This window comes from Arenibacter palladensis (genome assembly GCF_900129275.1).
GTDB classification, from domain to species: Bacteria; Bacteroidota; Bacteroidia; order Flavobacteriales; family Flavobacteriaceae; genus Arenibacter; species Arenibacter palladensis.
Genome location: NZ_FQUX01000006.1, coordinates 47,245 through 61,620 on the forward strand (window position 1 = coordinate 47,245; position 14,376 = coordinate 61,620).

Genomic DNA, 14,376 nt, shown 5'->3' on the forward strand with positions numbered 1-14,376 from the left:
CCCATAGAAACGGGTACAGCAGTATTTAACAAATTTTTATCACTAACAATGTTGGGGAACTTAATTTAATCCATACATTTGTATATACAATTGTTGTAACGACATGAATGTAGAAAAAATTATAAAAACCGATAAGCAAATTCCTATAACAAGTAGGACCATTATCCATTTAAGTCTTGTTGAAACCAAGATTAACGAGATGATGACCGCGGCACTTAAACCCCATGGCGTATCATTACAGCAGTTTAATGTCTTAAGAATCCTAAGAGGGCAAAAAGGCAAACCCGCCAATCTTTCCACCTTAAACGAAAGAATGGTGACCAAGATGAGCAATACCACTAGATTGGTAGACAAGTTGATACTAAAGGGATATGTAGAACGAATGGTATGCCCCAGTAACCGCAGAAAAGTAGAAATAAATATAACCTCTAATGGTGAAAGCGCATTATCCCTAATGGATTTGGCCATGAAAGAAACCGAGGAAAAATTGTTGGAAAACTTTTCGACGGATGATCTAAGGTCCTTAAATGATTTACTGGATAAATTTTAAAACAATAAAAACTAGTTCAAATAATTAATATATTCAAAACATGAATTCATACATAGACAATTTAAATTGGCGTTATGCCACAAAAAAATTCGACACTTCCAAAAAAGTTTCCCAAGATGATTTAGATAATTTGTTGGAAGCCACCTCCTTAAGCGCTTCCTCCTACGGATTGCAACCATATGAAATATTGGTTGTAGAAGATGCTGCATTGAGAGCTAAATTACAACCAGCAGCTTGGGGACAATCCCAAATAACAGAAGCCTCCCACTTAATTGTATTGGCCAACCAGTCCACTTTTGGGGAAGAATTGGTAGATAATTATTTAGACAATGTAAGTGAAACACGTGGTATACCGTCCAATGATCTTCAAGGGTACTCAGACTTTATGAAGTCAAAATTAATGCCACTATCCGAATCGGCCAAGGCCACTTGGACAGCAAGACAAACCTATATAGCACTGGGAAATTTATTGTCGGCCGCTGCCGATTTAAAAATAGATACCTGCCCTATGGAAGGTTTTGATAGTGCCCAATTCAACGAAATACTTGGACTCTCCGAAAAAGGCCTCAACGCGGCCGTTATTGTAGCCATTGGCTATAGGTCCACGGAAGACAAAACACAACATTATAAAAAAGTGCGAAAAACTAAAGAAAGTCTAATTACTTATATATAAACAGGAACATTAACAAACATTATCTTAAAATTGAAATTATGAAAAAAAGTGCATTAAGTTTAGTATTGGCAGTATTTACAGGTGTAACAACCATGGCATCCACTCCTGTGGACAACGAAGTAAAGCAAGTGAAAACAACGGAAAGTACGGTTACTTGGAAAGGATACAAAGTTACTGGATCCCATCACGGTACAATTGCCCTTAAAGCAGGCTCCCTAATTTTTGACGGGGATAAATTAACCGGTGGAGAATTTGTGGTTGATATGCCTACCTTGGTTTCCAACGACTTGGAAGGTGAATCCAAAGGCAAATTGGAAAGACACTTAAAATCAGATGACTTTTTCGGAGTTGAGGCACATCCTACTTCCAAATTGGTCTTTAGCAGCGTAAAAGCTACAGGTAAAAACTCTTATGAGGTAACTGGAGATCTTACCGTAAAGGGAAAAACCAACCCTGTAACTTTTGACATCTCTATCTATGGAAACAAAGCTACCGCTACCATGAAAGTAGACCGATCTTTGTATGACGTTAGATTTGGATCAGGTAGTTTCTTCGATAATTTAGGGGATAAAACTATATATGACGAATTTGATCTAGTGGTGGATCTGGTATTCTAAAAATACCCAAATAACACTGTTTAAAACCTCACAATTGTGGGGTTTTTTATTTTTTACGTAACACAGGTTTGTAAATTTGAAATTCCTTCTTATATTTGGCCTGCAATGAAGAACATGGTATCAAATACTTGGTGGTGGAGCAACTTACGAAAAACATCGTGAGCAAAGCATCATTGTAGTATAACTATATAAAAGGCTTGTCATCACGACAAGCCTTTTTTTCGTTTATCATAGAAATCAAAGAACCCATTGGCATAGAGTAGCAATTAAAAGAATTAACATGAAATACCAGTTAGTATCACATCACAAAAAAATACTTGCGGACACCATTACCCCTGTAAGTGTTTATTTAAAAATTAGAGATCGTTTCCCCAACAGTATTCTACTGGAAAGTAGTGACTATCACGCCAATGACAATAGTTTTTCCTATATATGCTGCAACCCCATTGCTTCCATAAAAGTAGAAAACGAGACGGTCACCCAACAATTCCCTGACGGTTCCATTGAGAAAACCAGCATTGATTCACAAACGGATATCCCTAGTATTTTACATGATTTTAGTCAAAAATTTGAATCCCAGAACAACAATTTCAAATTTATAAACAATGGCCTGTTCGGATATATGGCCTATGACGCAGTGCGGTATTTTGAAGACATAAACATTTCCAAAAAAGAGAACAGTATCTCCATTCCGGACATCTATTATGCCGTTTATCAAAATATAGTAGCCATAAACCATTTTAAAAACGAAGCCTATATTTTTGCGCACTGCTATGAGTCCGAAAATAATATTGGGGAAATAGAACAAATTCTCAACGCCAAAAATTTTGCCTCCTATAATTTCTCCAAAGAAGGTAATCCGGCATCCAATCTAAAGGACGAGGATTATAAAGAGCACGTAGAATTGGCTAAGAAGCATTGCAATAGAGGTGATGTTTTTCAATTGGTATTATCCAGAAGATTCTCCCAAGAATTTAAGGGCGACGAATTCAACGTATACAGAGCACTGAGATCTATAAACCCATCTCCTTATTTGTTTTATTTTGATTATGGTGATTTCAAAATCTTTGGAAGTTCTCCCGAGGCCCAATTAATTGTTAAAGATGGCAAGGCCGAAATTCACCCTATTGCCGGAACCTTCAAAAGAACAGGGAATGATGAACAGGATGCGGAATTGGCCAAAAAATTAAAAATAGATGACAAGGAGAACAGCGAACACGTTATGTTGGTCGATCTTGCAAGAAACGACTTAAGTCGCAACGGCACCATGGTTAAAGTGGAAAACTATAGGGAAGTTCAATTCTTCTCACATGTTATACATTTGGTATCCAAAGTTACCGGTCTAAAGAAAAAAGACATCCCAACCATGAAAGTTGTTGCCGATACCTTTCCTGCAGGCACTTTAAGCGGGGCCCCAAAACACATGGCCATGCAACTTATTGAGAAATACGAAAAAACCAGCAGGGGCTATTACGGTGGGGCCATAGGGTTTATGGATTTCAATGGAAACTTTAACCATGCCATCATGATCCGAACCTTTTTAAGTAAGAATCACCATTTGCATTATCAGGCCGGAGCCGGTTTGGTGGCCGCTTCAAATCCCGAAAATGAACTACAGGAGACCTATAACAAATTGGGAGCCCTGACCAAAGCCTTGGAAATAGCGGAAACTATATAATAACATCAATTAATTTTCCATGTCCTTTCTTATCGGGACATATGAATAGATCAATATAAATGTTCAATAGAGAACATCAAATTATGAAAGATAATACAGATAATAAATCAAACACCAAATCCGCGGGCAAAGGAGAAGGAAAGTCCATATTGGTAATAGACAACTACGATAGTTTTACCTACAACCTTGTCCATTATTTAGAGGATTTGGATTGCGCCGTAACCGTAAAAAGAAATGACCAAATAAGCTTGGAAGAGATCGAGGCTTTTGACAAGATCGTTCTTTCCCCAGGCCCGGGCATCCCAGATGAAGCAGGTCTTCTAAAAGAAATTATAGCCATGTATGCGCCTTCGAAAAGTATTTTTGGAGTATGCCTGGGTCAGCAGGCCATTGCCGAGGTATTCGGAGGGTCATTGGTCAATATAGACCAGGTCTACCACGGAATAGCAACCAAAATAAATATTGTTAAAGACGATATTCTATTTAATGGATTGCCAAAAGAAATTGAGGTGGGCCGTTATCACTCATGGGTAGTTGATCCCCTTCTTCCAGAAGTATTGGAAGCCACCTCCTTTGATGAGAATGGACAAGTAATGTCCTTGCGCCACAAAACATTTGACGTTAGTGCGGTACAGTTTCATCCAGAATCGGTATTGACACCACATGGTAAGAAAATATTGGAGAACTGGGTAGCCTCCCCTAACCGCTCATAAGGTGTAGAACCAATTAAGAGCTTTTAGACAAAAAATAATTATAACCAAAAAAAACCCTTACATTTTAAAAGGGTTGGAGAGAGACTTATGAAAGATATTTTAAACAAACTGATCAATCACGATGTACTTCCAAAAGAGGATGCAAAACAGGTTTTGGTCAATATTGCCAAAGGAGATTACAACACAAGTCAGATTGCCGCCTTTTTAACGGTATATATGATGCGTAGTGTTACCATAGAAGAATTGGAAGGCTTTAGGGACGCTTTGTTGGAGCTTTGTTTGGCAGTGGACCTATCACAATACAACCCCATAGATTTATGCGGTACGGGTGGTGACGGCAAGGACACTTTTAACATCTCTACTTTGGCCAGTTTTGTTACTGCAGGGGCCGATGTTAAGGTAACCAAACACGGCAACTATGGCGTATCCTCAAAGTGTGGCAGCAGTAATGTTATGGAATTCTTGGGGATTAAATTCAGTAATGAGGCCGGATTTCTTGAAAAATGTATAGATGAGGCAGGTATTTGTGTGCTACATGCCCCGTTATTTCACCCAGCCATGAAAAATGTAGCCCCCATACGTAGAGAATTGGGGGTAAAAACTTTCTTTAATATGTTGGGACCCATGGTGAACCCAGCCTTCCCAAAAAACCAAATGGTCGGGGTATTTAATTTGGAATTGGCAAGAATGTACGGTTATCTATACCAAAAGACCGATAAGAATTTTACAGTATTGCATGCCTTGGATGGTTATGACGAAATTTCATTGACCGGAAATACCAAAACCATTACCAACAAATCCGAGGGGATGTTAAAACCATCAGATTTTGGTGTTGAAGCCATTTCCGCCTCAGATATAGTTGGGGGAGATAGTATTGAAGAATCAGCTCAAGTTTTTCTTAATGTCTTACAGGGAAAAGGTACTACGCCACAAAATAATGTGGTCTGTGCCAATGCGGGTATTGCCATTGCAACTGTCAAAGGGATTAGTCCAATAGAAGGCTTTGAGGAAGCCAAGGAATCTCTTTTGAGCGGAAGAGGACTTACTACACTAAAAAAATTACAGGCCTTGAGTCAATAATAATCGGCTTTACCCAAGCCAACTTTATAGTATCATGAATATACTGGATAAAATAGTTTTGGATAAAAGAAAGGAAGTGGATTTAAAAAAATTCATTATCCCGGTTTCCCAGTTGGAAGCTTCCGTAATATTTCAAAGACCTACCGTTTCCTTGGCCAATGCCCTTAGAAATAGTAATAGTGGGATAATTGCGGAACACAAAAGGAGGTCTCCGTCCAAGTCGGTCATAAATCAAAAAAACAGTGTCGCCGATGTAGCGGTTGGCTATGAAAAAGCCGGAGCCTGTGGCATGTCTGTTTTAACGGATGGGAAATATTTTGGTGGATCATTGGACGACCTATTACTGGCCAGGGCATCTGTGCAAATGCCATTGCTCCGCAAGGAATTCATCATTGACGAATACCAATTGTTGGAGGCCAAGGCCCATGGCGCAGATGTAATATTGTTGATTGCAGCCATATTGACCAGAGCTGAAATTAAGACCTTATCCGAATTGGCTAAACAATTGCACTTGGATGTATTGTTGGAGGTCCATGACGAAGAGGAATTACATAAATCCATAATGCCCAGTTTGGACATGTTGGGAGTGAACAATAGGAATTTGAAGACTTTTGAAGTAAGCTTGGATACCAGTAAAACATTATCCAAATTAATTCCAGACGATTTTGTGAAGGTTTCCGAGAGTGGTATTAGTTCTACGGAGGCCATACAAGAGTTAAAACCATATGGCTATAAAGGATTCCTTATTGGGGAGAATTTTATGAAAACCGATAATCCTGGACTAAGCGCCCTTCAATTTATTAAATCGATAAAACAATAGCCATGAAACTGAAAGTGTGTGGAATGAAATTGAATACCTTGGAGGTAGCCACCCTTGATCCAGATTATCTTGGTTTTATATTCTGGGAACCCTCCAAAAGGTATTTTGAAGGAACTATTCCCAAATTACCCGCCTCCATAAAAAAAGTAGGTGTATTTGTAGATGCTCCCCTTGAAGAAATTTTGAAGAAAGTAGACACTTATGATTTACAGGCCGTACAGTTACATGGAAAGGAAAGTCCGGAATTCTGTATCGACCTAAAAAAAATAAATATAGACCGTTCTAAGGCCTTAGAGGAATCCAACTTAGAAATCATCAAAGTTTTCTCTATTAAAGATGATTTTGATTTTAGTATTTTGACTCCCTATGAAAATGTATGTGACTATTTTCTTTTTGATACCAAGGGCAAATTACCTGGGGGCAACGGATTCACCTTCAGTTGGGAAGTGTTGAAAAGTTACCCCTCTACCAAACCCTATTTTCTAAGTGGAGGCATTGGATTGGAGGAGATTGAAAAAATTAGGGAATTTCAACAAAGACCGGAATCAAAATATTGCCACGCCATTGATATCAATAGTAAATTTGAATCCGAACCAGGATTAAAGGATGTTAAAAAATTGAAGGAATTTAAAGAAGTATTAAGCATTGAATAAGGGGAATCCCGTACTAATACTTAATACTCAGTACTGAATACTATACAATAAAACCATGAATTACAACGTAGACGAAAAGGGATATTACGGAGAATTTGGAGGAGCTTTTATTCCTGAAATGCTCTATCCCAATGTTGAAAACCTTAGACAGCAGTATCTAAAAATAATGGCCGAACCATCCTTTAAAAAGGAATTTGATCAATTATTGAAGGATTATGTAGGTAGACCTTCACCCTTATATTTTGCAAAACGTTTATCCGAAAAGTATAACACCAAGGTATATTTAAAGCGTGAAGATTTAAATCATACCGGTGCACATAAGGTCAACAATACCATTGGTCAGATCTTAATGGCCAAGCGCCTCGGCAAGTCCAGGATCATTGCCGAAACGGGCGCCGGTCAACATGGCGTTGCAACTGCCACGGTTTGTGCCCTTATGGGAATGGAGTGTATTGTGTACATGGGAGAGATAGATATCGCTAGACAGGCTCCCAATGTTGCCCGTATGAAAATGCTCGGAGCAAAGGTAAGGCCGGCTAAGTCCGGAAGCAGAACCCTAAAGGATGCTACCAATGAGGCCATTAGGGACTGGATCAACAATCCTGTGGATACCCATTATATTATTGGGTCGGCTATTGGCCCTCACCCATACCCTGATATGGTAACCCGATTTCAGTCCATTATTTCCGAAGAAATAAAATGGCAATTGAAAGAAAAGGAAGGTAGGGAAAATCCAGATTACGTAGTGGCTTGCATAGGTGGTGGCAGTAATGCGGCTGGCACCTTTTATCATTTTCTACATGAAAAGGAAGTTGGCATAATAGCTGTGGAAGCGGCAGGACTTGGTGTAGATAGCGGTGAAAGTGCTGCAACCTCCGTCTTGGGTAAAATGGGAATTATCCATGGATGTAAAACCTTATTGATGCAAACTACCGATGGACAGATCACTGAACCGTACTCTATTTCCGCAGGACTTGATTATCCTGGGGTTGGTCCAATGCATGCCCATCTATACAAAACGGGCAGGGCCGAATTTATTGCTGTCACGGACGATGAAGCTATGCAGGCCGGGATGGTATTATCCAAATTAGAAGGGATTATTCCTGCCATTGAGTCCTCCCATGCTTTCGCCATTCTGGAAACCAGAAAATTCCAGCCGGAGGATGTCGTAGTCTTTAATCTCTCAGGACGTGGTGATAAGGATTTGGACACCTATATAAAATATTTTAAGCTGTAAGCTATATGTACATTGCCACCTTAATGGGAATGCAAAAAATAATTTTAGAATGAACAGAATACATCAAAAATTACAAGAGGATAAAAAGATATTGTCCATTTATTTTACAGCGGGCTACCCTTCCTTAAACGATACGGTAAAAATTATTCAAGATCTTGAAAAAAATGGTGTGGATATGATTGAGATAGGATTGCCGTTCAGCGATCCTTTGGCCGATGGCCCTACCATACAGGCCAGTTCTACCCAAGCCTTGAAGAATGGAATGACCACCTCGCTATTATTCCAGCAGTTAAAAGATATTCGCGAATCGGTTTCCATACCCTTGATCCTTATGGGATATTTCAATCCTGTTCTACAATATGGCGTAGAGGAATTTTGTAAAAAATGTCAGGAAATAGGAATAGACGGACTTATTTTACCCGATCTGCCATTGGATGTATACCAAGAAGATTATGAAACAATCTTTAAAAAATATGGCCTTGTAAACGTTTTCTTGATAACCCCACAAACCAGCGACGCCCGTATCCGTCAAATCGATGCGGCCTCAGACGGATTTATCTATATGGTAAGTTCCGCAAGCGTTACCGGCTCCCAAGATGGTTTTGGAAATAATCAAGAAACCTACTTTGAGCGGATTGCGGATATGAAATTGAAGAACCCACAGGTGGTCGGTTTTGGCATCAACAATTCAGAAACCTTTCTGCAAGCCACCAAACAAGCAAAGGGAGCCATTATTGGATCGGCCTTTATTAAATTTCTAACACAACATGGTGTTGACAAAATTGGAGATTTCGTGAAGGGAATTCGAAAATAAACTACAGCGATGGACATTATAAATAATAGGAAAATAGTTCTGCTTTTGTGCCTTACCCTTGGTCTGGCGCCTTATTTTCCGGAACCCCATATCCTTGGTAAGGTAAAATGGATATTGGGCGGAGCTGCCGGAATGAAACCCATGGACTGGTTTGATGTGGTTCTACATGGATTTCCGCTTGTTTTGCTAATTAGGCTATTGGTCATAAAAGTCCTTAAAAAGTAAGTTTCTACCGCGTTTTGGATTCCTGCGCAGGCAGGAATCCAATGGTCCAAAATTATTTTTGGACCTCTATTTTATTTAACCATAAAGCAGATTGTTAATCCAGATTTAACATCTACCTTTAATACTATATACAAATAATTATCCGCTCTTTGAATACCTTAAAAAAGTAATTGCCCCCTGAATAAGATGAATATCCAAATTGTCATTAATATAAATGTCATGAGAAAAATTCGCTTACTTCTTGCATTACTACTTGTCAGTTCTATTTTAATAGGACAGACCAAAGAATTCTCCAAAGATTATTTTTTACAAAAAAGCAAAAAACAAAAGACCACAGCTTGGATATTGTTAGGAGGGGGAACGGCAATGGCTGTTGGAGGATTCGCTAAATTTGATTCCAGCTGGGAAAGTGAATCCGCCAGTACCACCGACATAGCTGGCATTATCGGCACGGTCGGATTTTTGACCGGTTTAGCCAGTATTCCCTATTTTATCAGTGCCGGCAAAAACAAAAAGACAGCCATGTCCATTACATTTAATTATAAACCAATTTGTTTATCCAGTGATAACTTGGCCGCAACACAATCTTATCCAACGATGTCCCTGAAAATTAAACTATGAGCCTTAACATTCCCTAACAAAGGTTTAATAGGGCTTTAACGGCATTTTAGAGATAGTTTTATTAAGTTGGAGTTGAACCTTAAAACTTAAACAGAATGGGAATTATTAATGATAAGAGAAAGTTTAAAAGAAAAGTGGAACAATCCAATCCTACTAACCCTACCGGGAATACCAATGTTGATACCAATAACTTTGACATTGAAAAGGATACCATAAAGGATCAGCAGAACAAGCATTAATAGCTGCTAAGTAATTCCACAAGTTGAACATATAATGGAATTATTCTAAAAAAAATCTTTATACTGTAAAACCCTGAAATCGATCGTATTGAATTCAGGGTTTTCGTCTTTCATTTTTTTATATAATTTCAAGCTTCCTACTGCCCTGTTGGCCGCCCCTGAAGGTGCCGTTAAGGATACTGTTTTAATTACCCTCTTCTTGTTGACTTTTAGTTTTAACGGGGGTTTGGACGAAATGTCCAATTTGGCAGATGGTAGAACGAACTGATGAATACGGGGTACCTCATTGGAAACCGATTCCAGGCTAATTGCTTGTTCCTTCAGATATTTTCTAAAAAAATACTCTGGACCATTTTTACTATTTCCGCCCGTAAACAATAAGGTATCCACTTTGGGATACTGTTCAATATATCCCAACATATCCCTCAATACAATATTTTCCATCCCCAAATCCGAAGCATCTACCTTGGAACGTTGCGCACTTTGCACTATATCGCATATTCCTATTTTTCGCTCCTTAAGAAAATCCATGCGTTGCCTAATGGCTTTTTCTGTAGTTTCAAAATCTAAATCGAGTCCAAAAATTCGATCTAAAATCGGCCACAATTGGCCATCCCGGCTACCGTAACAAAAATTAACGTCCCCCTCCTTTAAATCACCTGTAGTAAATCTTGGCGGTGGCAAGGTTCCTACTATCAACTTGGTGACATCCTTGAATAAAAAGGGTTCATATGGATGTGTATGCAAGAACATGTTGGACAATTTAATTAAGTTAAAGGGCTTAGCGACTACAAAGGTAAAAGGATAAAACAAAAAGTTGCAGGGATAAGCCCAAGTATCGGCAAATTCCCTGCAACTACAATATTTATTACACTTAGTTTATTATTTTAATACTAGCACCAGATCCTCGGAATTGACAAGGGAACCTCCGTTTAATTGTACTATATCTACAACACCCTCTTCCGTTGCGGTTACCGTTGTTTCCATTTTCATGGCTTCAATAACAAATAAGGGCTGGTTCTTTTTCACTTCTTGGTTCTTTTTTACCAAAACACTGGACAACAATCCCTGCAATGGGGCACCTATCTGCTTAGGATTGGAAGCATCCGCCTTAACATTTTCAACCTTGTCCACCTTAACGGATTTATCCTTTATAATTACGTTTCGTAATTGTCCGTTTACCTTAAAGTATATGCTAACATTTCCAGCTTCATCGGGTTCCCCCTTAAGCATAAGTGAAACCAGAATATTTTTTCCCCTATCCAACTCTACAATGATCTCTTCCCCAATTTCCATCCCATAAAAGAAATTCTTGGTTGGGATATTCATAACATTGCCATATTTTACGTGGTGGTTATAGGCGTCCGTGAAAACCTTTGGATATAATTTATAGGAAAGGAAATCTGTTATAAGCAACTCACGCCCCATTCCCGAACTGAATTTTCTTTTGAAGGCATTGAATTCCTTATCAAAATCTATAGGTTCCAAATGTGCATTGGGCCTATCCGTAAATGGTTTTTCATCCTTCAGAACAATTTTCTGTAGTTTAGCGGGGAAGCCACCAACCGGTTGACCCAATTCCCCTTTAAAGAAGCCTATTACAGATTGGGGAAAGGAAATGCTATCACCCCTTTCCAAAACATCCTCTGCCGTAAGTCCGTTACTGATCATATATTGAGCCATATCCCCTACCACTTTGGAACTAGGAGTTACTTTTACAATATCGCCGAACAGTTTATTTACTTCACCGTACATCTTGGTGACCTCAGGAAATTTATCCTCCAATCCCAAAGCTATTGCCTGCCCTTTTAAGTTGGAATACTGTCCGCCCGGTATTTCATGACTGTATACCTCCCCTGTACCCGACTTTAATCCGGACTCAAAAGTATAATAGTAATTACGGACGGTTTCCCAGTAATTGGAATACTCGGCCAATTTATCGGTATTCATAATATTCTGGCGCTCGTTAAAACGCAACATCTCCACCACCGAATTGAAATTAGGCTGGGAAGTAAGCCCGGACAATCCGCCCAAGGCAACATCAACTACATCCACTCCGGCCTCTATAGCCTTTAGGTACATGGCCGATTGGGTAGAGGAGGTATCGTGGGTATGTAGATGTATAGGGATATTAATTTCCGATTTTAAGGCGGAAATCAATTCATAAGCGGCATAGGGTTTTAATAAACCTGCCATATCCTTAACTCCCAAAATATGTGCGCCCGCGTTTTCTATGTCCTTGGCCAATTGCACATAATATTTTAAGTCGTACTTTGTTTTGGAAGGATCCAAAATGTCCCCTGTATAACAAATGGAGCCTTCGGCCAGACCCCCAGTTTTGGTACGTACATATTCAATACATGGAGCTAGGGATTTCATCCAGTTGAGCGAATCAAATATTCGAAATACATCCACTCCGGACTTATAGGATTCCTCTACAAACCGCTCTATTAAATTATCTGGGTAAGCAGTATACCCCACACCATTGGATCCCCTTATCAACATCTGCAATAATACGTTGGGCATAGCCTTACGCAATAGTTCCAAACGCTCCCAAGGGTTTTCCTGTAAAAATCTAAGGCAGACATCAAAGGTGGCGCCTCCCCAGACCTCCATACTAAAAATTTCAGGGTGGTTCTTGGCATAACCCTCGGCCACTTTCAACATATCCACTGTTCGCATACGCGTGGCCAACAAACTTTGATGGGCATCGCGCATGGTAGTATCTGTAAAATGGACCTTTTTTTCATTCTTTAGCCATTGTGAAAATTGTTCCGGACCCAATTCCGTTAAAAGATCCTTTGTACCCTTTGGATAACCTTCGAACTTAGCAAAAGAAGGAACTTTTGGTTTGGAAAAAATATGATCCTTATCCAATTTCTTCACATCGGGATTCCCGTTAACAATAACTTCCCCCAGAAACTCTACCAATTTATTGGCACGGTTTCTTGGCTCCACGAACTTGAAGAGTTCTGGTTCATTCTTAATAAAATTCACGGTAACCTTGCCTTCCCTAAAAGTAGGATGCTTTAGGATGTTGTCCAAAAATGCCATATTGGTCTTAACACCACGGATACGGAATTCCGCCAATGCCCTGCGCATTTTCCTGCAGGATCCGTCCAAAGTTCTGCTGATAGCAGACACCTTGACCAACATGGAATCGAAAAATGGCGATATGGCCACCCCCTGATAAATACTACCGGCGTCTAGCCTAATACCCAATCCGGAGGCACTCCTATAAGTAGTAACTACCCCATAATCGGGCTTAAAATCGTTTCCTGGATCCTCGGTGGTTATCCTACATTGCAGGGCATAGCCAGTAACTATCACGGAGGCTTGATCCTGAATCTTAATCTGTTTATCGGACAGTTTATACCCTCCTGCTATAAACAGTTGAGCCTTGACCAGATCAATATTCGTGATCATTTCGGTCACGGTATGCTCTACCTGGATCCTGGGGTTAACTTCTATGAAATATATACTTCCGTCATCATCTACCAAAAATTCTACCGTTCCAATATTGTTATAGTCTACGGCCTTGCAAATATCTATGGCGTACTTGTATAGGTTATCCTTGGTTTCCTGTGGAAGACCAATGGAGGGAGCAAACTCTATAACCTTCTGGTAACGTCGTTGCACGGAACAATCACGTTCATATAAGTGCACTATATTGCCATGGGTATCCGCAACGATCTGAATTTCTATATGTTTGGGGTTTTCCACAAATTTTTCAAGGAAAACTGTATCATCACCAAATGCGTTCAGGGATTCCCTCTTTGCCTCAGGAAACCCTTTTTTGAGTTCATCCTCCGTACGGATCACCCTCATTCCACGCCCGCCACCACCTGAAGCAGCTTTAAGCATTAAAGGATAACCAATATCCTTAGCTTCGGAAAGGGCAACATCTATATCGGTCAAGTCCTTATCACTACTTCTTATAATAGGTATATTATTGGCTACAGCAACGTCCTTTGCAGTAATCTTATCCCCTAAAGCCTTTAGTACCGATACCTTTGGACCTACGAAGATAATGCCGTTGTCGTCACATTTTTGTGCAAATTTGGCATTCTCGGATAGGAAACCATATCCAGGGTGTATGGCGTCCACATTATTGTCCTTAGCAACCTTGATAAGGGCATCCATATCCAAATAAGGCTTTAAGGGTTCATTGTCCTCCCCTATCTGATAACTTTCATCAGCCTTATAACGATGCAGGGAATAGCGGTCTTCATAGGTATATACTCCTACCGTCTTAATTCCTATTTCTACACATGCCCTAAATATTCGAATGGCAATCTCACCCCTATTTGCTACTAATACCTTTTTTATTTTCAACCTATTACGTTTTTAGAATTACTCAATTTAACATAATTTCACAATTCTACAAACTTAGCATATTAGGGCTAGGAAGCCAATATGTTAAAAGTATATCTTTTAAGAAATTTGTTACAAATCC

15 protein-coding genes are annotated in these 14,376 nt (G+C 39.5%); 13 read left to right on the forward strand and 2 right to left on the reverse strand.

Annotated features, from left to right (window positions below):
- Positions 1-103: 103 nt before the first annotated feature.
- The 13 genes from BUA60_RS15690 (at position 104) to BUA60_RS23060 (ending at position 9,920) form a co-directional block, all read left to right on the forward strand.
- Complete coding sequence (locus tag BUA60_RS15690; protein ID WP_072863314.1) at positions 104-550, forward strand: MarR family winged helix-turn-helix transcriptional regulator; 447 nt, start codon at positions 104-106, stop codon at positions 548-550.
- A gap of 40 nt (positions 551-590) precedes the next feature.
- A complete protein-coding gene (locus BUA60_RS15695; protein ID WP_072863316.1) occupies positions 591-1,223 on the forward strand; it encodes an NAD(P)H-dependent oxidoreductase in 633 nt (210 codons plus the stop codon).
- A 38-nt stretch (positions 1,224-1,261) separates the two neighbouring features.
- Positions 1,262-1,840, forward strand: coding sequence for a YceI family protein (locus BUA60_RS15700; protein ID WP_072863318.1), 579 nt, complete (start codon positions 1,262-1,264; stop codon positions 1,838-1,840).
- Positions 1,841-2,120: 280 nt separating this feature from the next.
- On the forward strand, positions 2,121-3,518 hold the full coding sequence (locus tag BUA60_RS15705) for an anthranilate synthase component I family protein (protein ID WP_072863320.1): 1,398 nt from the start codon (positions 2,121-2,123) through the stop codon (positions 3,516-3,518).
- Positions 3,519-3,601: 83 nt separating this feature from the next.
- Complete coding sequence (locus BUA60_RS15710; RefSeq protein ID WP_072863731.1) at positions 3,602-4,231, forward strand: anthranilate synthase component II; 630 nt, start codon at positions 3,602-3,604, stop codon at positions 4,229-4,231.
- An 87-nt stretch (positions 4,232-4,318) separates the two neighbouring features.
- The gene (gene trpD / locus BUA60_RS15715; RefSeq protein ID WP_072863322.1) at positions 4,319-5,311 is read left to right on the forward strand and encodes an anthranilate phosphoribosyltransferase; all 993 of its coding nucleotides are present in this window, start codon (positions 4,319-4,321) and stop codon (positions 5,309-5,311) included.
- Positions 5,312-5,345: 34 nt separating this feature from the next.
- Entirely contained in the window at positions 5,346-6,131 is a 786-nt protein-coding gene (gene trpC / locus BUA60_RS15720; protein WP_072863324.1) for an indole-3-glycerol phosphate synthase TrpC, read from the forward strand.
- Between the two features lie 2 nt (positions 6,132-6,133).
- Positions 6,134-6,784, forward strand: coding sequence for a phosphoribosylanthranilate isomerase (locus tag BUA60_RS15725; protein WP_072863326.1), 651 nt, complete (start codon positions 6,134-6,136; stop codon positions 6,782-6,784).
- Between the two features lie 55 nt (positions 6,785-6,839).
- Positions 6,840-8,021 (forward strand): tryptophan synthase subunit beta, encoded by a 1,182-nt coding sequence (gene trpB / locus BUA60_RS15730; protein WP_072863328.1) that lies wholly within the window; start codon positions 6,840-6,842, stop codon positions 8,019-8,021.
- A gap of 49 nt (positions 8,022-8,070) precedes the next feature.
- Positions 8,071-8,835, forward strand: coding sequence for a tryptophan synthase subunit alpha (gene trpA, locus BUA60_RS15735; RefSeq protein ID WP_072863330.1), 765 nt, complete (start codon positions 8,071-8,073; stop codon positions 8,833-8,835).
- Between the two features lie 9 nt (positions 8,836-8,844).
- Positions 8,845-9,060, forward strand: coding sequence for a hypothetical protein (locus BUA60_RS15740; protein ID WP_072863332.1), 216 nt, complete (start codon positions 8,845-8,847; stop codon positions 9,058-9,060).
- A gap of 186 nt (positions 9,061-9,246) precedes the next feature.
- Positions 9,247-9,681, forward strand: coding sequence for a hypothetical protein (locus BUA60_RS15745; protein WP_072863334.1), 435 nt, complete (start codon positions 9,247-9,249; stop codon positions 9,679-9,681).
- A 95-nt stretch (positions 9,682-9,776) separates the two neighbouring features.
- Positions 9,777-9,920: a hypothetical protein gene (locus tag BUA60_RS23060; protein ID WP_178347011.1), complete on the forward strand. Its 144-nt coding sequence runs from the start codon at positions 9,777-9,779 to the stop codon at positions 9,918-9,920.
- A gap of 45 nt (positions 9,921-9,965) precedes the next feature.
- Here BUA60_RS23060 and BUA60_RS15750 read toward each other — a convergent pair whose 3' ends face one another.
- Both BUA60_RS15750 and BUA60_RS15755 read right to left on the reverse strand, forming a co-directional pair.
- Positions 9,966-10,673, reverse strand: coding sequence for a uracil-DNA glycosylase family protein (locus tag BUA60_RS15750; RefSeq protein WP_072863733.1), 708 nt, complete (start codon positions 10,671-10,673; stop codon positions 9,966-9,968).
- Positions 10,674-10,802: 129 nt separating this feature from the next.
- Positions 10,803-14,255, reverse strand: a complete 3,453-nt coding sequence (locus BUA60_RS15755) for a pyruvate carboxylase (protein WP_072863336.1) — start codon at positions 14,253-14,255, stop codon at positions 10,803-10,805.
- Positions 14,256-14,376: the final 121 nt, after the last annotated feature.